Here is a 21,087-nt window from a genome sequence, read left to right as displayed (position 1 = left end):
TTATTAATTTCTTTGTGGTGGTCGACCTTGTCTATCTGGTTTTGGTGCTTTTTCTAATTCTTCCATGGTAATAAAACCATCTTCATCAGTATCTATCTTGGCGAAATCTTTACTCATAGGACCTTTTACTTCGTCCTTTGCTAATTTTCCGTCTTCATTTGAATCCATTTTGGTAAAAAGTTCCTCGATACTAGGACGTTCCTTACCTCCTTTTCTCTCTGAATCAGACTGAGCATTTGATTTACAAGATATTAAAATGGTAGCAAATGCTAACATAGACCCTAATTTTAATGCGTTTTTTTTCATAAGACTTATTTTATTTTTTGTATTTCTGCTAAAATTAGGCAAAATTTGAGAGGTAGTTAAACACTTTTCTACGAATACCAAATACTTTTAAGTAAATACTGTTTTTTAACCCGCGAGCCCACATTTTTAGCTTATTTAAAGCTTGATTTTGTAAGAGTCAATGATTTAATTTTTATTTAATTTGCAGTATGAGCAAAGCTAAAAGGTTTTATTTTCAAATATTACTATGGATAATCGTGTGGTTTATTTTATGGATCAGTACTGGTACTCTAAGAGGATTTATTGAAGAAAATTCTATTCCATTTTTGTGTCAGATTTTTCTAATTTCTATCATTATTTTTTATCTGGCAGAGACATTTTTATTTAAAAAAGAATACTTTCTATTTGCTATAATTTGTATTACTACCATTTGTATCTGTACGTTTTTATCTTCCTATTTTTTTTCTCCAACACCTCCGATACCTCCTAATCATGCTCCTGGTATGAGGATGCCATTAGAGTCGCCACACAGAAAACCTCCTTCTAAATTTTTAATAAACCTTTTGTTCTTATCGTTTTCTTCTATGTTGGCAACCAGTATAGAAATTTTCTTATTTGCTCAAAGAAAAGAAGAAGAGACTATTCGTCGTAAAAGTGAAAATTTGCAGACAGAACTTAAACTACTCAAATCACAAATCAACCCTCATTTTTTATTTAACTGCCTTAATAACATTTATGCTTTATCAGTAATCAACTCTGATAAAACACAACAAAGTATAAGTTATTTGTCTAATATGCTTAGGTACGTACTATATGAATGCGAAAGACCCTTTGTGCCCCTAGAAAAAGAAATTACATATGTAAAGAATTACATTCGCTTATTTTCTATGAAAAAAAGCTCACCATACCCTATTTCATTAGTATTCGATATAGAAAACCCAAACGTACTTATTGCTCCAATGATTTTTATTCCTTTTATAGAAAATGCCATAAAACATAGCAATATTGAAAAGTTAAATGGTTCCTACATAAAGTTAGAAATAAAAAGTAGCACAGAAGAAGTTGTTTTCAAAATACAAAACAGCATTCCTACAGAAGAAGTTAGTAAAGATGAGGTTGGTGGTATAGGATTAGAAAATGTAAAAAAAAGGCTAGCCATTGTTTATCCCGAAAAACATCTGCTACACATACAAAAAAATAATGGTATCTTCAATGTTGAATTAAACCTAAGAATCGATGCAGAATATTAAATGTATAGTCGTTGATGATGAAGAATTAGCTAGAGTTTTACTTAAAACATATATAAGCAAAGTAGATTCTTTAGAGTTAATTGGTGATTTTGAAAACCCAATAGAAGCGCTTCAAAAAATTAAAGAAACTCCCGTAGACGTTATTTTCTTAGATATTCAAATGCCTGATTTAAAAGGTACTGATTTTGCAAAAATGATAGGTCCAAATACCAATGTTATTTTTACAACAGCGTATTCTGAATATGCTCTAGATGGTTTTGAACTAAATGCGCTGGATTACTTACTTAAGCCTGTTACTTTTGAACGCTTTCTAACAGCTGTAAATAAAGTTAAAAAGGATTCTAAAAATGTACCTAAACCCGAAGAAAGTACAATAACAATAAAATCAGGTTATGACTTACACAAACTAAAATATAGTGATATCCTGTATGTAGAAAGCGATAGTGAATATGTAGTTTTTCATACCGAAAATAAAAAAATAATGAGCTATCAGTCCTTAAAATCACTAGAAAAAACATTACCTGAAGAGATATTTATGCGTGTACATAGATCATTTATTATAAATAAAGAAAAGGTTACAGCACTCAAAGGAAAGGATCTATCTCTTTCAACTATCAAAATACCAGTTAGTGTAACTTATTATGAATTAGTTAAGCAAGAATTATTCAATTAAAAGTACTAAAACAAAGTCTAAAAATTATTCTCTACAAATTCAAACCAAAAGCAACTAAACAATAATGATTTAATCTGAAATAAAAACACTAAAAATCAACCACTTAAAAAGCGCTTAATTTATTATTCTATCTCTTCATCATAGACTTTTTTCCTTGTAATTGTGCCGCTGCATCCACTGTAAAAGCGCCATTGGTTACAATTTCTTCTCCTAGACTAAGCCCTTCAATAATCCTATAGGTTTCGTCGTTCTTATCTCCTAATACAACTTCTCTCATTTCGAACACCGGACCATCAGTTTTGATGTATATAATAGAACGTTTTCCTGTCCATAATACCGCACTTGAAGGTACGCTAATATATTTTTGATCATTTTGAAATTCATCAAAAACTTGTCCATTAACAAACATTCCTGGTTTAAAAAATTTATCAGGATTATCAAGTGTTGCTCTTATAACAAAAGTTCTCTTTTGCATATCGAGAATTGGATCTATAAAAGAAATAATAGCATCAAAATTTTTCTCTGGAGATGAAGGCACTTCAATTTTAATTTGTTGTCCTTCTTTAAAAACACCAATTTGATTCTCATAAACATCAAATTCTGCCCATACACTAGAAAGGTTACTAACTCTTAGGATAGCCTCTCCCTCTTTTATATAAGCACCTTCGGTACTCAGCACTTCTGATACAACCCCACTGACATTAGCATAAATAGGAAAATTTTCAATAATTGATCCCAAAGACTCTATAGCCTTAATTTGTTTATCTGATAGTTTCAGCAATTTTAATTTATTATAAACCGCGTTATATAATTCAGGTTGAGATTCTTTGAGATCAGAAGCTGTTAAGAATTCTTTTTGAGCAGTTATTAAATCAGGAGAATACAACATTGCTAATCTTTGCCCCTTTTTAACCTCTTGTCCAGCATAAGTGACATTTAGTTTCTCTATTCTTCCTGTAAAATAACTACTTTGTATGGTATTATTTTCTTCTCTTTCTCTTATTTTTCCAGAAACCTTTATGCCCCCACCAGTTTTTCCTTTATTACTAACAATGGTAGTTTCTATATTGGCTAATGCAATTGCATTTTCAGTCATTCTAAATTGATCAGGAGACAAATTATTTGTATTGATTACTAAGGGTATCAAATCCATCCCACAAATTGGGCAATCACCTGAATTAGAACGAATAACTTCTGGATGCATCGAACAAGTCCACTCTTGTTTATCTAAGTCTACTGCTTCTTTGTTATTTATGGTAGAAGGATCTGGATAGAAAATAAAGTATCCGATTACCAACCCGAGAACCAGTGCTAATCCTATATATAAAATGTTCTTATTCTTCATTTTCTAAAATTCTTAAAAACTTTTAATTAACATGATAATTGCCATACCAATCATAATTATATTCTCAATAAGTGTTGCCTCTGTCATGGGTAACTTAAATACTGATCCTAGGCAAGCGCATTTTATAGGATTCTTATTCAATAAAACCTTCATTACTCCCAATGTCGTAACTCCTAGTATTATCAGTGTAGTTATCAGTGCTGCAGGTAGTAGGAGCCTCATCAAAAAAAGTACACCAAGAACAGTTTCTATAAAAGGGTATATATAACCATAGGCCGGTACTAATTTTGCGAATGGATCATACATCCTAAAAGAATTTGAAAAACCGGATAAATCAATAATCTTAAAAAAACCAAAAACGATATAAAATAATCCCATAAAGTCAAACATTGCCTGATCTACTCGCCAATTGTCATGATTCAATAAAATACTAGAAGTAAATAAATATGCAAAAATGATTAGTAATGGTTTTAGTGCTAATAATTTACTCTTTACAGGTTTTATATCGTCCTCGCTATATAAAACATCAGGAATATCTTGATTCTGAAATGAAATTATATATTTAGGTGATAATACTTCTTGCAGTGCTTCTAAGGACAATGGAGCCTGCATATCGATATGAGCTGTCTTCGATTCTAAATCGACTTTTACACTATCAACCCCCGTAACTTTACTCAAAGTATCCTCAACACTTTTGCGACATCCCTGACAAGTCATTCCTGATATTTCATATATGTTTTTCATCCTATTTAATGGTCTCTGTGACTTTTCCACATTTTAACATACGATCTCCAAAATATGGGTTTTTGATTTCTTTTTCTATCGATAACCAAGATCCTCCTTCATTATTAAAGGCCATTGGACAGTATTGCTTATAAATTTCTCCTGATACTAGCGCTCCTTTTACCATGCCTTCAACTTGTTCAGTTACTTTGGCAAAAGAGTTTCTTTGAGTTTCAATATTATCCGTCTTTATAATAGCTCCTAATGCCTCTACTAGTATCTCATTTTTAGTTTGTTCACCCAAAATTAAAGCTCCCGAAGTTACTTTTTTGCTATCCCCTGCAACCAAAGCTTCTTTTATTTCTATATAGGATTGAAATAATTTTTTCGTTTCCTCATCTTTAAATTCGATTTGTACCATTTGTTTTTCACTAGCAGAATTGTCATGAGGATGTTTGTGATCATGATCTCCATCATTTGCATGATTGTGTTCTTGATTGTGCTGGTGACTCTCATCATTTTGATTTTTTGAAGTATCTTGGTTTTTACAATTTAAAAAAGCAACTACCATAAATAAGGCTATTACAGTTTTAAGAATTACATCTGTTCTTTTCATTGTTTATAGTTTTTAAAATGAATTTAGGTTTTAATTTGTTAGATAATTAATAATTGATGTTTGAATATAATAATTTTGTATACTTTCTATTTGAATATTTCTAGACTTGAGTTGGGCAGCATTAATATCGATAATATTTTCAATATCAATTATTCCCGTTTCATAATTTTTTAATAAAATCCCTTCTACTTTTTTTAATTGTTTCAAATTATTCTTTTGAGTATTATTTTTGATTATTGCAGAATTTCTTCCTGAAATAGCCTTGCCAAGAAGTACTTTCATTACATTTTCTTTTTCTTTTTTCTGTGCTTTAATTTCCTCTTTTCTAAATTGATTCTGACGAATTTTAGAATCATATTTCTTACCAAATAATGGTATAGAAATAGATACCATGGGCATGATTATATCCTTACCATTGTCTACTATGAACATATCTGTTCGCTCTGATACAGGAATATAATCGACTCCAAAACCAATTTGCGCAGATCCTTCTTTTTGATTAACCAAATCTGATTTTACAATGCTCTCATACAATGCATCATATTTAAGTAGTTCAGGATTAAACTGTATGCTATCGCTCTCTAACTCAATGACGTTATTTGCTACTGGTATAATCATAGTCTCAGGCACAATAATTTTACTACTTGAGACACGATTAAGATGTGCATTAAAAATACCCTGTTCTGATAAAAAATTCTGTTCAAGAATTTCTTTACGTTCGAGCAAATCATTTTTATATATCTGTAGTTTTAGTACATCAACCAAAGATGATTTACCAACTTCTATCGATTTTAGCAACATTTGCTCATGGATTTCTAAAAGAGTAATATTTTCATCTAATAGACTTAATTTAGATGTAATTGCAAAAAGTTTATAGTAAGATTCTGAAACGGCAAGAGTTACTTTTCTTTTTACAATTTCTATGTTTATATACTCTGTTTCGGCAAGTGAACCTGCATATTTTTCTCTTGCGTTTATAGTCCCGAACCAAGGCAACATTTGCTTAACAGAAAACCTTGCTTCTTGCGCACCTGTTCTGGTTTCTGGTTTACTCACAAAATATCCAACACCAAACTGAGTATTTGGCAAGCTTATTTCTTCTATTTTTTCCTTTGCTACTTCATAACGCAACTCAAAGGCCTGTATTTTTGGATTATTTTGTTCAGCCTCTTGAATGTACATTTGCAGCTGTTGTGCATATATATTTGGAACTATAAAAAATAGAACCGCACTCAAAATTTTTAAAATACGTGGCAAAAAAGAAATCGATTTATCAAATACTATAAAGTAATTTGTTGTGTCCGGTATTTTATATTTTAAAACATTAATAATCATATACATCAGCCATTACAAGTTTATTTTATTTAGATTTTTAAGTTGTATCTCTTCTTTTAGACAAAAAAGCACAGGCACTACAAAAAGTGTTAATAAAGCAATTGTCATCCCTCCAAAAATTGGGATAGCCATCGGAATCATAATATCACTTCCTCGTCCTGTCGATGTAAGTATTGGTAGTAATGCCAAAATAGTAGTTGCTGTAGTCATTAAACAGGGGCGAATCCTCTTTACTCCGGCTTCTATTATAGATTTTCTTATTTCGATAATAGATTTAGGATTATTCTTATCAAAAATATTGCTAAGGTACGTTGCCATTACGACCCCATCATCAGTTGCTATCCCAAAAAGTGCTATAAAACCTACCCATACAGCGACACTTAAATTAATAGGATGTATTTGAAAAAGCTCACGCAAATTATTACTTCCTATATGCACATTCATAAACCAATCCTGACCATATAACCAGATCATCAGAAATCCACCAGAAAAAGCAACTGCAATTCCTATAAAAATAATTATAGAAGTAGTTATAGAACGAAATTGAAAATATAGAATCAAAAAAATAGTCAATAAAACTAATGGGATAACAAAGGACAATGTTTTTTCTGCACGTACTTGATTTTCATAGGTTCCTGTGAATTGGTAGCTCACTCCTTCTGGTATACTAATCTGACCATTTTCAATTCTACTTTTAATGATTTCTTTACTTATTTTAATAATATCTAATGTAGACGCATCTGACTCTTTATCAAACAAAACATATCCAACCAAAAATGCATCCTCACTTTTAATTACTTGTGGTCCCTTGTGATATCTGATTGTGGCTAATTCACTTAATGTAACGTTATTCTTATTTCCTATTGGAATAGAAATTTTGGACAAGTCATTTGGTGTATCTCTGGCATCTCTTGGGTACCGTATTCGAACATTATAACGTTCTCTTCCTTCGATAGTCTGAGTAAGTGTTTTTCCTCCTATGGCAACTTCTATTATTTGCTGTATCGTTTCTATCGCAATACCATAACGTACCAGCTTCTCTCTATTAATATCAATATGTAAATAGGGTTTTCCTATCATCTTATCGGCAAAAACTGCTTCAGATTTAACACCAGGCACTTCCTTTATAATTTGTTCTAGTTGTGTACTAAATGCCTCAATTTCTTCCAGATTTTGCCCCTTAACCTTTACTCCCATTGGTGATCTCATACCCGTTTGTAACATCAATAAACGGGTCTCTATAGGTTGTAATTTTGGAGCAGAGGTAATTCCTGGTAGTTTTGTAACTTTAATAATTTCATTCCAAATATCATTCGAGTTACGTATTTCTGGTCTCCAGTTACGATAAAACTCTCCATTTTTATCTACTATAAGATCTTTTCTTTCTATTAAAAAGAATTCCTTTAAAGGTTTCTTTATTTTTACATCAGAGTCTACCTGAATATTTTTGTTATTAACTAGACTACCATCTTGACATACAAATAATCCATCTTTAGTAACCTTGTATCGTTCTCGTTCGCCATCATCATTACACATATATTCTGGTTTATAATGAATTACATTCTCGTACATTGATAGTGGTGCCGGGTCAAGAGCAGATTCTACCCTACCTGCCTTACCTACAACTGTGCGTATCTCTGGAATATGAGCCACAGCCATATCTAATTGTTGTAAAATTCGTTTATTTTCAGCAATGCCTGCATGAGCTACACTTGTAGGCATTAAGAGAAAAGACCCTTCATCTAGAGATGGCATAAATTCTCTTCCTGTATTCTTAAAAATCAAAAAACTAATAAGAAGAAAACAAAAAGGAATACTTAAAAAGGTCAATTTATGTTTTAATGCCCACTCTAAGATTTGCTGGTAAAACCTTTTGAATAAAATAAAAATCCCTAGAATACCACAAAAAATAACAGTAACGAAGGTAAAATTAAATAGTATAGGTTTATGCACTCCCAAAGGATGCCAATACTCAGAAAGCAAAACAAGTACCACACCTACAGAGACAATCATATATACCTGATTTACTCTTTTTTTAGAACAAATCTTTAATAACCAAAGAATGGAAGTTATCGCAAATATTAGAAGCGCAATTCCTAACCACATTCCCTTTAAAAGGGTAATACAGCCAACTACAAAAATGAATAGATTAATAACATATTGCATCCATTTTTTTATATTTTTCTTCTTAAATAAAAATGCTGAAAATGGTGGGATAATAAATAACCCTACCACTAACGATGCTATTAAAGCAATTGTTTTGGTATACGCTAAGGGTCTAAATAATTTTCCTTCAGAACCAATCAATAAAAAAACAGGTATAAAACTAATAATTGTTGTTACTACTGCAGTAAGAATTGCTCCCGAAACTTCTGTGGTTGCATTATAAACAACAACATCTGTAGATATATTTTCCTTATTATTATTTAGGTTAGAAATGATATTTTCTAAAAGTATAATCCCTACGTCAACGATTGTACCTATAGCGATGGCGATACCCGAGAGTGCAACTATATTGGCATCGATATCCAAAAGTTTCATAAAAATAAAAACTACTAAAACAACTACTGGTAGGAGCCCCGAAATAAGAATTGACGCTCTCAAATTAAATACCATTAAGATAATTACAAGGATTGTAATCAAAATTTCTAATGTAAGCGCTTCATTAAGTGTTCCTAAAGTTTCTTTTATAAGCTCTGATCTATCATAGAAGGGCACAATTGTTAATTTTGAAGTCCTACCGTCTCTTAGTTTTTTTGAAGGAAGCCCTAAACTCAATTCTCTTATTTTACTTTTGACATTATCAATAACTTCTAATGGGTTAGCACCATAGCGAGCCACTGCAACTCCTCCAACAACTTCTGCCCCTTCTTTATCTAATATTCCTCTTCTGGCTGCGGGCCCTATACTAACTTTGGCTATATCTTTAATACGTATTGAAGTATATTCATGAGATGTTATTACTGTATTTTCGATATCCTCAATAGAATTAATATAGCCTAATCCGCGAACTATATATTCTACTTGATTAACCTCAATTGTTTGTGCCCCCACATCTCTATTTGATTGTTTAACAGCTACAACTATTTGATTAAGATCAATACCGTATTGTCGTATTAATTCTGGATCAATATCAATCTGATATTCTTTTACATATCCTCCAATAGATGCTACTTCTGCAACCCCCGAGGCAGACGACAAAGATTTTTTGACATAATATTCTTGTATGGTACGTAATTCGTGTAAATCCCATCCACCAGTGACATTACCATTCTCATCACGTCCCTCAATGGTATACCAAAATATTTGTCCAAGTCCTGTAGCATCGGGTCCCAAAGATGGGCGTATCCCTTTTGGCAGCAATTCATCAGGAAGTGCGTTCAGTTTTTCTAGAATACGACTTCTACTCCAATAAAACTCTATGGTATCCTCAAAAATGATATAAATACTAGAAAAACCAAACATAGATGAACTCCTGATTGTTTTTACACCGGCAATTCCTGATAAAGCCGTAGATAATGGATAGGTAATTTGGTCCTCAATATCTTGTGGAGAATGTCCTGGCCACTTGGTAAAAATAATTTGTTGATTTTCGCCAATATCAGGTATTGCATCTACAGCCACCGGAGCACTAGGCAAGATACCTGATCGCCAATCAAAAGGTGCTGTGCTAATACCAACCCCAACTGAGACAAGTAAAATCAGTACAGCAATTATCTTATGTTCTAAAATAAATTTAATGCTTCTATTTAGCATATATCATATGTATTAAATAATTTTTAAACCTTATCGTGTCTAATTTTAGACGCAATAAAAAACTTCGAAGAAGTCTCAATTGGTAGTAACAAATTATTTAATAAATCAAATCAAGAAGGTTTGATTAAGGATATAATATTCCTTATAAAGTAAAGGTGGTGGGTACTCTTCTGTAGGAATTACATTATTATTTACATCCTCAAAGGATCTAATGTATACGTAATAAAAAGAATCAATAAAAAATCGGTGTTCTATTGTTATTTGATTAAAAGGAGTGTTTAATTCATCCTGACCTTCAAACATAAGTTCTTTATCAGAACAACAACTTTTTTTGGTCACAGAACACCCTGAAGTACTAGAAACGGCTTTTTCAATACCGCAAGTTTTGACTTTACTAAAAATAGCAGTATCTACTAATGTATCTCCACAATAGTGCATGCCAATAGAAAAAGGCAACACTGACAGAAATACTATCAATGACATAAAAACAGCTACTATTTTATGTAAAAAAAACTTCATAATTAAACAAAAGTATGAAAATTTGATAACATAACATACAATTAATCAGAGAGTATGTTACAAATTTGAAAACATTTACCTAGGTATTCATTAAACCTGATTTATGCAATAGAACTTAGTAAAGAGATTTAAAACTGCAATACACATTGACATTTTCTTGTTTTCTTCATAGCACCGTTATAGTAATTATAAAAATATACAGAAGCGCCAGTGATTGAAGTAGTTTTAGGTTGTAATAGATTTCTATTACATAAAGTGTATTAAAAATCAATACATTTTATACTAGTGCTGATAACATGAAATAACTGTACTATTTTGTTTGTTTAATCAATTGAAATTTACGGTTTTACCACATTGTACAGCTCAATACTTATTCGTAAATTTGCATTAGAAATAATAAACTAAGAATGATACATATAATCTCGCATATTGGTTTGTTCGATTCTCTTCTCAGGTTCTAAATATTAGGTTCCTGAACAGGGAACGAATAGAAAAAGTTAAGCACTCTTTGTTAATAGAAATTAGTAAAAAATATATTAGAATATTTTTTATGTTTTATATGGCGTATTTTTAGAATTACACTATATTTTTTGCAAGTAAAAAAATAATTTAATTAAATTCATTTTGGTACAAAACTTGATATTTCTTTTAATAAGTTTAATAGTAATGAATTAATAAATATTTTAATCATGTTCAAACCAAATATACATTTACGACTTGGTAACCATTTGGGATTACTAGCGGTAGACCAACCTTTGATTGAACCTTTAACAAATACTGCTTGTTATGTCACAAGGGATACCATTTCTTTTGACATAAAATATACGCAGTTATCAAATGTTACAGGAAAAAGTTTAAGAGGTATTGGTAGTCAAGTTTGTAATATCTGTACTGGTTTGCTTTATACCGTCTCGCTCAAGACGTAAAACAGGAGTAATAAGGTAAACCAACAACTTACAAACAAAAACTAATGTTATACATTGTAATGATGTTCTTTAATAAATTTGTGTCCTAATTTTGTAAGCGAATAATAACCTACTTTGTTTACTTTGGTTTTATCTAAAAATTTTAAAGCTTCTAGGTCGTGAATTATGCTAACTACCTCTTTTCTTTTCTTAAATATTGATTTATCACACACATCCTTTATAGATAAACCAACATCAGACACACTGCCATTAGAATGAAAAATAGTCATTATCTCAACACGTATAAAAGATAATCTGAGTTCTTTTGTGGTAAGTAAATGTTCTCTATCAGCAGAGTTTACTATACTAGTATCTAAAGATAGTACACGTTTAATTTCTTTGGTAACCTTTGTAAAGAGCGCATCTCTTTGTCCTTCATTCATTATAGTTAATGGTTCTGAAGGTCTGTTAATCGTTTGAAATTTTGATAACGCACTTATATCATGAAACATACAATAGCTAACAATAATCGGAAAAATATATGCTCCTTCATCTTCTGCTGCACTTAATAAAGCAGGTAATTCTTCATTATTGATAAAATCAGAGGAGATAAAATTGGCACTTACTAATAAAATAGCAACCTTTGTTGAGCTTAAGGCTTTATGTATTTCTTTTCGCCACTCTGCCCCTACTTCTATTTTAGAATCTTCCCAAATAGTAAACTTATATTCTCGTTCAAGATAAGACAAATGAACTCTTAAATAATCTAACCACTTTGCATCTTTCTTACTGTAACTAATAAAAACTCCGTTTCTTTCCATTGTGGCTGTAATAGTTCAAATAAATTAAATCTTAATGAAATAAACGAAAAATAGCTCTCATATCGAAATTCTACATATAAAAATATATACAGAAAATATACTATACCAATTAAGATTACTAAATTTAACTGAAATTCTATTAATTAATACATAAATGAACGAAGAACAATATATAGATGAACGTGTCGAGGGACAAATAGATTGGTATTCTAAGAAAAGTTCTGCAAATAAAAATCTGCATTATTGGACACGGGGGTTAGTTATTATTTTTTCTGCTATTATACCTTTTTTATCTGGATTTCTAGAAACTGGCCCAGTTTATCTTGGCTACATAGTAGGAGTTCTAGGTATGCTTGTCGCTCTATTAACAGGGGTTTCTTCGCTAGTAAAGTTTCAAGAAAAATGGATAAAATACCGTGCTACTTCTTCCTTACTAAAAAATGAAAAATTTATGTATCTAACAGGTTCTGGATTTTATAAAGAAGGTAATAAAAAGTTTGAAGAATTTGTGAGTAGAATCGAAAACATAATGAGTAAAGAAAATTCTGCCTGGACAGAAATAATGGAAAATGAAGATGATTAGAAAAGAGTATTATTTTAAATCACTTCATTGTATTTTTTAGTATATTTAGATACCCTGAATCATTTTTAACCCATACATTTTACTTTATAAACTTTAGTTAGAAAAACTTTTATGAAAGCATCGAGCATACCATCTCATGAAAAGTCTTTTTTTAAAAATGGCAAGGACTCTTTAGGAAAACAATTCAATATTATTCCAGAGTCTATTAATATAGGTGACGGAACATTGCTAGATTATATGTATTGTGAAAGAGTAAATAAAGATGATTCTTTTTATTATAAAGAAACAATACCTAAAACTAAAATCGTATTACATTTTACTGCAGGCTATTTAAAAGGTGATCTTGCACAATTGACGATCCCATCTAACCATGTTTCTGTTCCTTTTGTTATTGCTCGTAACGGAACCGTTATAAAACTATGGTCATCTCAGTATTGGTCCTACCATTTAGGTAGAGGGGCCATTGGTGGTAATACCACAATGAGCAAGCAAACGATCGGTATTGAATTATCTAATATCGGGTATCTTAGAAAAAAAGGTAGTAACCTTGTGTCTTCATACTCAGAAACTGATATTTATTGCGGCCTTAATGAAACCTTGTTGTATGAAAAACTAACTACACCCTATAGAGGAGAAGAATATTTTGCCTCATTTACACAAAAACAATATGATAGCCTAGCTTTATTATTAAAATACTTAACACATACCTACAATATTCCTATGCAATTTATGCCTGAAGATAAGAGATATGACACCTTGTCAAAAAATGAAGTAGAAAACTTTAACGGCATACTATCTCACGTAAACTACAGAAATTCAGGAAAATGGGATATTGGCGAAGCCTTTGATTGGAACAAGCTCATCACTGCTGTAAATATGTAAAATATAAGGCTTTCACCTTTAATTAGATACAATTAAATCTTCTGGTTCATTATCAAAATGTACCACATTTTCAGACAATCCAACTGTTCGCAAAAAATCATTAGAAAACACCTCCTTCATTTTATCGGATAGTAAGAGGTTTCTACATTTTTTCCACTCTAAAGCTTTGCTACCGTACATATCGTCAAGTAATCCAGAAAACCCCCAATCCGCATTTTTTCCCCAATGAATAGTAAATTCTATATTATGTTGCTGTAATACCTCTATCATTCTTTTTGAAAACTCCTGTAAACTCATTAAGTTTCTACTTTTCTTCCATATAACACCATCTATTTCTATCACACAAGTAACAGGAAACTTAGTAAATCCTAGCGTTGCTTCTGACTTCTTCACAAATCTCATAGCATAAATCCCAGGAATAGGCCCTTCTTTTTTAGTGAGATTCATTAGCGCATTCAGAGCTCTTTCTGAATCACTACTATCTACACCAAATGAGCACGCAAATGCCGGCCCTTGATACGGAGCGTCCCAAAAGGTTTCATAAAGCGTCCCCAGAGATTCTTCATTTACATCTGGTAAAATTTGCTTTTGCAACTGCTTAATAAACCAAGGAATACGTTTAGGAAACCGTTCACTTATCTTTATTAATAAATATATCAAATCTTTATATATAGATTTATCAATAGTATGAAATGGATCTGGATAATTATCTATGAATGGTTTTTTATACATTACCTCAATAACATATTCTTTCTCATTGGTATAAGGATTTATAAACACTTTATAATGATAAGGAGTATTTCCTTTTCCGTTTGCATCTGTTTCTCCATTAATTTTAAAATCTGAATTCTTAAAATCTAATGTTTTTGCCAAAGTAAGCGCAATATTCTTATCAATCTTACGAACATAGCGCTTTAACAAAAAACGATCTTCAGCTTCAAGAACAACCCCATGAATAAAACCAAAAGAGCCAAGACTTACCAAAGCGGCATTGAACATATCATCATCCCTAATCACTCTAGATTTAATCTTTGCAGCAAAAGCACTATTCAGAGCTGCTTTGGTTTTTCTTTCTATATATACTATATCTTCTGGATTTGGCCCAATAATCAGATTAAGCCCTACAATATAGTCCTGTATTGCTCCTACCCCAAAAGCGGCTCCATGAACCCCCGTAGAAATACAACCAGCAATAGTTTGACCATTACTAGCGCCACTTGTTTTTAACGATTTACCGTGTGAATCTAATTTTTGAGAAATTTCTTTGATTGTATTTCCACATTGAAAAAAGAACAAGTTTTCTCTTTTGTATACAGATTCTTTATGTATATCATCTGATAAAATTTGTAAATCTAAGTTCATAAAAACATTATAGTGCATACGATCTTTTTGATGAGCAATACTAGACATAGACCATCTTGCTCCATATGCCCGAAAACCATCATTATGATCTAATGCCTCTTGTAAAAGACGACGTATCTCGTTCGCACTATCATTATACCGATCAATTTCTGATGGCATATTGGACTTTCCTTGCAACTTTGTTTTTTGTAATAACTTTAAATCAAATGGACCATTATTATGTAATGTATCCCATTTGGACACAAGATGAGAAGTAGTATTTGCCATAATATATTAGTTTTCAGGTTTCATGCAGATATATTTAATTTTCACTTTGCGCTTATTTCCAAAAGTAACCAAGTAAAGTAATGCACCTCCAAAAGTATTTTTATACTCTACAGAAAATAATTTACCTGATTCGCAACCCAATCGCTGGGTTCTCATACCAATATCTTGTATCATAATTCCAGATTTGATTACAGTATCCAAAACGATAACACGCTTATCACGATAGTAATTCCCCATAGTATCAGGACACTCTTCATCAATACCGCTTTGACAAGTCATTGGAGCACCATGAGTGCTCACCAATCTTACAGAATAACAAGAGGAGCACAAAAAGAATACTATTACAACTATCAATTTCCTCAGAAAATGAGGTCTTCTAGAGAGTTTCATATGTCGTAAATTAAAATTAAAAGATGCTTAGTAACATTAGAAAATATCACTAGGTAATGGATCAAAAATTTGGGGAGTAGTATATGGTATCCATCTTTTTAAAAGTAATACTTATTTGTCAATTTCTAAAATTTAATGTAGTGATTCTACTACAATACATTTTATTAATAACAGAATAAAATAAACATAAAAAATTGATATACAGTAATATAAAAAAAATAGCGCAGGAGTATTATATCAAAACGTGTCGTTATTACAACACAATACACAATAAGAATTTAATACTATTTTATAGGGAAATACCTATATAAAAATGGGATATAAACCCCTTGTAAAAGTTATTATAAAATAACTAGTGTGTATACACAAAATTAATCACACCTTTTATGCTTACAAGTATCAGGACCATACTATGGGGTATTGACAAGCAGCCTTTAATTTTACTTTAACGGATAACACCAAAATATTATAAAAAAAAGAAAGGCCAAAATCATAAGGCCTTTCTTAAATTAACTAGGTTAGTTCAGGGTATTGATTAAATTTTATTCTCCAGCCAACACTACGTAAGAATTAGTAGCAGGAGATATATTATAATTTTTGATATTCTTAGCCTTCTTTAAGTATTTCTCGGCTTCTTCAAAAGCTGTTTCTAAAGCACTTAGTTCAGAATCTTTATTGACTATAATGGTTTTGGATATTTTTCCTCCATTTTTATATTCAATAATCATATTCCATTTTTTTATAGAATGCATATTCTTATTCTTAGAAGCTTTTTCTTCATCAGACTTTTTCTCTGCTTTCGCTTCTTTTTTTCCCTTCTCTTTTGAAGTTGTTATTTCTGTTGTGATTGTAGCAGCATTTCCTAAAGTTACGCAAAACACTGCAACGGCAAATAAGAGTTTCATAATTCTGTGGTTTTAATTTCTACAAATCGAATATACAAACATTTTTTTAATATTCAAACATTTTTTTAATAAAAATTTATTTGAATATTAAAAAAATGTTTGTAGGTTTGAATTATGGTTAATAAGAAATTAAAAAGGCTCCTTAAACGAAGTAAAGGGAGCAAAACGGTTTATGGAATATCTAAGGCTCTGGGAGTTAGCCCTCAGGCAGGAGATTACGTGGTAAAAAGAAAAAATCTTGTAAAAGACTTTGAACGACTAAAAAAAATAGCCGATTATATGGAGGTAGATATAAAAGATATTATTGATATTACTGAAAAAAAGAAATAAACCTATAACCAGATTATTAATCAATACTTAAAAACTTTGGTGAATATGGTATTGAAGAAAAATTAAAAAAAAACCATTCTTAATACTATTGATAATAGTAGAATATTAGACTAAAAAATAGAATCAAACTCCCCCTTATTAGTAATTTTTGGAGTTAGAAAAAAGGAACAGTAACGAAGTTAATTACCTGTTGTAGAGAAGAAAAATCAGCAAAACTTTTAATAAAAATAGAGAGGCTACAAAAAATAACATTTAATTGTAACGCTATTTCAGGACAAGACATAAAAACAATAAAAAAAGGTGCATGATAACATGCACCTTTTTTTATTAATTAAATAGAAATAAAATACGCTTATTCTATTTGTATATAGATTCTTTACCAAAATGCTTAGCAAGAAGGTAATACACTACTGCTCTGTATTTATTACGGTTTGATTTTCCGTACTGTTCCATAACAGACGCTATAGCCTCATCTAATTTTGGACCATCAGATAATCCTAATTTCTTTATTAGAAAATTTTTCTTAACTGTCTCTAACTCACTTTTATCACTACCAGATACTGTAGCAGCATCGGCATTATAAATTGAAGGACCGCAACCGATTGTTACTTTAGTCAAGAAATCCATATCTGGTGTTTGACCAATTTTATCTTTAATATCGGCAGCATACTTAGTAATTAATTCGTCTCTTTTACTCATTAGATGTTTGAATTTTTAGGTTTTTAGTTAATTTTTATTAATATATCAAATATAGACCACTTAAGAATGAATTATTCACTTATAAAGTGTGTTTAAATATAAATTTTAGCCGAAATGCTTAAAATAATCGATTAAAGTACTATCATTTTCTACTCTTGGGGTAAAAATTTCGAGTACTTGAGGTGAATGATCATTTTCATAAACATATCGAACTCCTTTAACAACATCCTCAATAGTACTCGCAGCACGATACTCTAAACCAAACATTTTACATAAATGAATTGCATTTAGATCATGTACCGTTTCAAAATATGTTTCAAAATTAATCCCTTCTTCCTTGCCTGGTAAAATCCTAAAAATACCTCCACCTCCATTATTGATAATGATAATTTTAAAATTAGAGGGAATATACGCATTCCATAACCCATTACTATCATATAAAAAGCTTAAATCCCCTGTTATAAGAGTGGTAGGCTTATCAGAAACTAATGATGCCCCTATTGCTGTAGATGTACTCCCATCAATACCACTTGTACCTCTATTACAATATACTGTAAAAGAATTTTTTAAAGAGAATAATTGTGCATATCGTACTGTTGAACTATTACTCAACTGAACCATCTGTCCATCAGGAATTAAATCAAACAGAATTTCGAAAACCTTCAAATCTGTAAATGAAATTTTGTCTAAATATTCTCGATGTTTTATCCTTCTAATATCTCTTATTGATATCCAGAAACTTTTATAATTACTTTTTACCACCGGTATGACATCGCCTAAAAAAGATTTAAAAAATAAATTAGGTTTTAATTTTATGTGTTCTGTTAAGCAGAAATAGGTGTCAAATGCTTTTTTCGAATCTATATGCCAATGAGATGTAGGCTGGTACTGTCGTAAAAATTGTTTAATCCTTTTAGAAACGACCATCCCTCCTATAGTTAATAATATATCTGGTTGTAACTGATCAAATTGTGATTCTGAAAGCGTAGAAATTAATTGATCAATACAATTAATATGTGAGGCATGATGAATATTAGAAGTTGTTTCTGTTAGAACCAAAACCGATGGATCCTTTGCCAGCGTATCTATCCAATGTTGATCTAATGTATTAGGTGGATTAACACCTATAAGTACCATTTTACGTTTTGCCTGACTCCATTCCTGAATCATTTGTAATCTCAGTTGTTCAGGAAATTGACTATATGAATTTTCTAGCGGAATATTTTTCGGGATAATAACAGGATAATCAACTTTACCATACAAAGGTTCATAAAAGGGTATATTAATATGAACGGGACCCTTTTGCTCTATTGCCCTATTAAGTGCTAAATTAATTTCACGCTCATTATGCTTCTGAGCCTCATGCTGTTTTTGTAATATCTTAGCATCATCAATTCTTGTTTCGGAAACAATTTCAGAATACAAATTTGCAGAATATAAAATATGATTTTCGAAAATGTTTTTTTGCCTGATTGTCTGCCCGTCACCAATATCAATTCTTTCGATAGGACGGTCGGCACTTAAAACAACTAACGGTATATCACTATAAAACGCCTCTGATATTGCAGGGTAATAATTTAGCAATGCACTCCCTGAGGTGCAAACAAGAGCTACTGGCTTTTGAGTTTGTTGAGCAATACCTAATGCAAAAAAAGCCGCACATCGCTCATCTACAACACTGTAACAATTCATATCAGGATGCTCGCTAAAACCAATAGTTAATGGGGCATTGCGCGAACCTGGCGAAATTACTATTTGACTAATCTCCTTGGCCTCACATAGAGCAACAATAGTCTGCGCTAGAGGAATATTTGAATATAAGCGTTTCTTCATTCGAAAAGCTAAATTACAATATCAAACTAATTTTATATGATTTTTTAAAGAATTTAAAACAAAATTCTTTTCATTGTCTCAGTTTTTCTAACCGTCTCTTCCCATTCCTTATCGGGGTCAGAATCCTTGGTTATACCCCCACCAACATAAAGAATAGCATTATTAGATACTAATTGCATACAGCGAAGATTTACAAAAAAATTAGACACAGTCTCATTACTAAGTTGCATATTAAGTTCTCCTAAAAAACCCGTGTAAAATTCTCTATCATACCCTTCATTAGTATCAATAAAAATTTTGGCGTTCATTTTGGGTAGACCACATACAGCAGGAGTTGGATGCAACATACCAATTACATCACCCAGCCCAAATTTTTTAGTGTCTAATGTTGCCATTAAATCGGTTCGTATATGTAATAAGGATCCTGCCCTATGAGTATATGGTTTTGATGATTCTACCTCGCTTGATACAGATGATAATTGCTTAACGATAAACTCAGTTACCATTTTTTGTTCAACAACTTCCTTGACTCCCCAGTCTACGTCCTCTGTACCATAAAAAGGTTGTGTACCTGCCAGAGCCATCGTATTGTATGTATTTTTAGCACTACTTAATAATGTTTCTGGTGTCGCTCCTAACCATGTCCCTACTTTGGGGTGGTACCAACAGTATACAAAAGCATCCTTATACATCCTTACCAATCTCTGAAAAAGAGTCAATTTATTAGAGGTTTCTATACCAGAGACTTCTTCTCTGCGAGACAAAACTACTTTCTCAAAATTACCTGAATTTACTGCATTTATGCCCTCTCTTATAAGCTTAATATGATGCTTCTTTGCTATATCGGATGTACCATTAGTACTTTTCTTAACTTCTTTATTATATTCCTGGTCTAAATTAGAAATTAAAATAGAGTGAAATACACTTTTGTCTCTGGGGATAATAACTGCTTTTTTATCATGGTCAAAAGGAGCAAAAATAAACCCTGAATCAGAATAATCCTTGACTTCATATAGTTGATCATCTTGTTGAAGAAAAACCTGTAATATATCCGTAGATGGCTTTCTATAAATGACAAAAGGTAATTCCTTCTCTAAATGTTTTTGAAGTAAAACATAAACATTCTCTTTATTCATCTATATAGATTTTGTCAATGCTATAGTTGTTAATTTTACTATGGAAATTAGTTGTTGTTCTTCATTTCGTATTTTTATATCCCAAAGCTGGGTAGTACGTCCTTTATGTAAAATTTCTGCTCTCGCATATACATATCCATCTCGAACACTTTTTACATGATTCGCCGAAATTTCGATTCCGCGTATATAAAATTCTTTTGAATTCAAGAAAATATGCGAAGCTGCACTACCTACACTTTCTGCTAATGCTACCATAGCTCCACCATGTAAAACAGCATCAGGCTGATGTACTCTAGAAGTAACCGGCATTTTGGCCACCAAATACTCATTACCCACTTCACAAAAAGAAATATCAAGTGTCTCCATTAATGTATTCTTACAAAGGATTGCACATTGTTGTAATATAGCTTCTTGTTCTTTAACATTCATGTAATAAAATTTTTAGTAAAAATAAACAATGACTTTTACAAAT

At 31.3% G+C, this 21,087-nt stretch carries 21 protein-coding genes; 6 read left to right on the top strand and 15 right to left on the bottom strand.

What is annotated here, in order from left to right; genetic code table 11:
- Nucleotides 1-3: 3 nt before the first annotated feature.
- Nucleotides 4-306, bottom strand: coding sequence for an EF-hand domain-containing protein (locus DZ60_RS0102655; RefSeq protein ID WP_025740259.1), 303 nt, complete (start codon nucleotides 304-306; stop codon nucleotides 4-6).
- Between the two features lie 188 nt (nucleotides 307-494).
- On the opposite strand from DZ60_RS0102655, the gene DZ60_RS0102650 reads away from it, so the two are divergent.
- Both DZ60_RS0102650 and DZ60_RS0102645 read left to right on the top strand, forming a co-directional pair.
- Nucleotides 495-1,535, top strand: coding sequence for a sensor histidine kinase (locus tag DZ60_RS0102650; RefSeq protein WP_025740257.1), 1,041 nt, complete (start codon nucleotides 495-497; stop codon nucleotides 1,533-1,535).
- On the top strand, nucleotides 1,522-2,208 hold the full coding sequence (locus DZ60_RS0102645; protein WP_025740256.1) for a LytR/AlgR family response regulator transcription factor: 687 nt from the start codon (nucleotides 1,522-1,524) through the stop codon (nucleotides 2,206-2,208). Before DZ60_RS0102650 ends, DZ60_RS0102645 begins: the two co-directional genes overlap by 14 nt.
- Nucleotides 2,209-2,335: 127 nt before the next feature.
- Here DZ60_RS0102645 and DZ60_RS22320 read toward each other — a convergent pair whose 3' ends face one another.
- From DZ60_RS22320 to DZ60_RS0102615, 6 genes are all read right to left on the bottom strand, one after another.
- On the bottom strand, nucleotides 2,336-3,553 hold the full coding sequence (locus DZ60_RS22320; RefSeq protein WP_051477537.1) for an efflux RND transporter periplasmic adaptor subunit: 1,218 nt from the start codon (nucleotides 3,551-3,553) through the stop codon (nucleotides 2,336-2,338).
- 12 nt (nucleotides 3,554-3,565) lie between these two features.
- Complete coding sequence (locus DZ60_RS0102635; protein ID WP_025740255.1) at nucleotides 3,566-4,297, bottom strand: heavy-metal-associated domain-containing protein; 732 nt, start codon at nucleotides 4,295-4,297, stop codon at nucleotides 3,566-3,568.
- 1 nt (nucleotide 4,298) lies between these two features.
- Nucleotides 4,299-4,892: a DUF3347 domain-containing protein gene (locus DZ60_RS22315; protein WP_025740253.1), complete on the bottom strand. Its 594-nt coding sequence runs from the start codon at nucleotides 4,890-4,892 to the stop codon at nucleotides 4,299-4,301.
- Between the two features lie 30 nt (nucleotides 4,893-4,922).
- Nucleotides 4,923-6,227, bottom strand: a complete 1,305-nt coding sequence (locus DZ60_RS0102625; protein WP_081740364.1) for a TolC family protein — start codon at nucleotides 6,225-6,227, stop codon at nucleotides 4,923-4,925.
- Nucleotides 6,228-6,239: 12 nt separating this feature from the next.
- On the bottom strand, nucleotides 6,240-9,983 hold the full coding sequence (locus tag DZ60_RS0102620) for an efflux RND transporter permease subunit (RefSeq protein WP_025740248.1): 3,744 nt from the start codon (nucleotides 9,981-9,983) through the stop codon (nucleotides 6,240-6,242).
- Nucleotides 9,984-10,088: 105 nt separating this feature from the next.
- Complete coding sequence (locus DZ60_RS0102615) at nucleotides 10,089-10,502, bottom strand: HYC_CC_PP family protein (RefSeq protein ID WP_025740247.1); 414 nt, start codon at nucleotides 10,500-10,502, stop codon at nucleotides 10,089-10,091.
- A gap of 689 nt (nucleotides 10,503-11,191) precedes the next feature.
- Between DZ60_RS0102615 and DZ60_RS24805 the strand changes: the two genes are divergently transcribed.
- Nucleotides 11,192-11,428, top strand: coding sequence for a hypothetical protein (locus tag DZ60_RS24805; RefSeq protein ID WP_152537349.1), 237 nt, complete (start codon nucleotides 11,192-11,194; stop codon nucleotides 11,426-11,428).
- Between the two features lie 47 nt (nucleotides 11,429-11,475).
- Here DZ60_RS24805 and DZ60_RS0102610 read toward each other — a convergent pair whose 3' ends face one another.
- Nucleotides 11,476-12,228: a toll/interleukin-1 receptor domain-containing protein gene (locus DZ60_RS0102610; RefSeq protein ID WP_025740244.1), complete on the bottom strand. Its 753-nt coding sequence runs from the start codon at nucleotides 12,226-12,228 to the stop codon at nucleotides 11,476-11,478.
- 154 nt (nucleotides 12,229-12,382) lie between these two features.
- Between DZ60_RS0102610 and DZ60_RS0102605 the strand changes: the two genes are divergently transcribed.
- Entirely contained in the window at nucleotides 12,383-12,811 is a 429-nt protein-coding gene (locus tag DZ60_RS0102605; RefSeq protein WP_025740243.1) for a DUF4231 domain-containing protein, read from the top strand.
- Nucleotides 12,812-12,922: 111 nt separating this feature from the next.
- Complete coding sequence (locus tag DZ60_RS0102600; RefSeq protein ID WP_025740241.1) at nucleotides 12,923-13,693, top strand: N-acetylmuramoyl-L-alanine amidase; 771 nt, start codon at nucleotides 12,923-12,925, stop codon at nucleotides 13,691-13,693.
- Nucleotides 13,694-13,711: 18 nt separating this feature from the next.
- On the opposite strand, the gene DZ60_RS0102595 is transcribed toward DZ60_RS0102600, so the two are convergent.
- The 3 genes from DZ60_RS0102595 to DZ60_RS0102585 all read right to left on the bottom strand — a co-directional run bounded on the left by DZ60_RS0102595 (nucleotide 13,712) and on the right by DZ60_RS0102585 (nucleotide 16,617).
- Nucleotides 13,712-15,322, bottom strand: coding sequence for an FAD-binding protein (locus DZ60_RS0102595; RefSeq protein WP_025740239.1), 1,611 nt, complete (start codon nucleotides 15,320-15,322; stop codon nucleotides 13,712-13,714).
- 6 nt (nucleotides 15,323-15,328) lie between these two features.
- A complete protein-coding gene (locus DZ60_RS0102590) occupies nucleotides 15,329-15,712 on the bottom strand; it encodes a hypothetical protein (RefSeq protein WP_152537348.1) in 384 nt (127 codons plus the stop codon).
- 542 nt (nucleotides 15,713-16,254) lie between these two features.
- Complete coding sequence (locus DZ60_RS0102585) at nucleotides 16,255-16,617, bottom strand: hypothetical protein (protein ID WP_025740237.1); 363 nt, start codon at nucleotides 16,615-16,617, stop codon at nucleotides 16,255-16,257.
- A gap of 114 nt (nucleotides 16,618-16,731) precedes the next feature.
- On the opposite strand from DZ60_RS0102585, the gene DZ60_RS0102580 reads away from it, so the two are divergent.
- A complete protein-coding gene (locus tag DZ60_RS0102580; RefSeq protein ID WP_025740236.1) occupies nucleotides 16,732-16,947 on the top strand; it encodes a hypothetical protein in 216 nt (71 codons plus the stop codon).
- 357 nt (nucleotides 16,948-17,304) lie between these two features.
- On the opposite strand, the gene DZ60_RS0102575 is transcribed toward DZ60_RS0102580, so the two are convergent.
- The 4 genes from DZ60_RS0102575 to DZ60_RS0102560 all read right to left on the bottom strand — a co-directional run bounded on the left by DZ60_RS0102575 (nucleotide 17,305) and on the right by DZ60_RS0102560 (nucleotide 21,044).
- On the bottom strand, nucleotides 17,305-17,646 hold the full coding sequence (locus DZ60_RS0102575) for a DUF2853 family protein (protein ID WP_025740234.1): 342 nt from the start codon (nucleotides 17,644-17,646) through the stop codon (nucleotides 17,305-17,307).
- Nucleotides 17,647-17,751: 105 nt separating this feature from the next.
- Nucleotides 17,752-19,479: a 2-succinyl-5-enolpyruvyl-6-hydroxy-3-cyclohexene-1-carboxylic-acid synthase gene (gene menD / locus DZ60_RS0102570; RefSeq protein ID WP_025740232.1), complete on the bottom strand. Its 1,728-nt coding sequence runs from the start codon at nucleotides 19,477-19,479 to the stop codon at nucleotides 17,752-17,754.
- Between the two features lie 53 nt (nucleotides 19,480-19,532).
- The gene (locus DZ60_RS0102565; protein WP_025740230.1) at nucleotides 19,533-20,615 is read right to left on the bottom strand and encodes an isochorismate synthase; all 1,083 of its coding nucleotides are present in this window, start codon (nucleotides 20,613-20,615) and stop codon (nucleotides 19,533-19,535) included.
- Nucleotides 20,616-21,044, bottom strand: a complete 429-nt coding sequence (locus tag DZ60_RS0102560; RefSeq protein ID WP_025740227.1) for a PaaI family thioesterase — start codon at nucleotides 21,042-21,044, stop codon at nucleotides 20,616-20,618. It lies immediately after the preceding gene.
- Nucleotides 21,045-21,087 lie beyond the last annotated feature (43 nt).

Origin of the sequence: Aquimarina pacifica (assembly GCF_000520955.1) — a bacterium.
In the GTDB taxonomy this organism is placed as follows: Bacteria; Bacteroidota; Bacteroidia; order Flavobacteriales; family Flavobacteriaceae; genus Aquimarina; species Aquimarina pacifica.
This window is presented reverse-complemented; position numbering and strand designations above follow the sequence as displayed.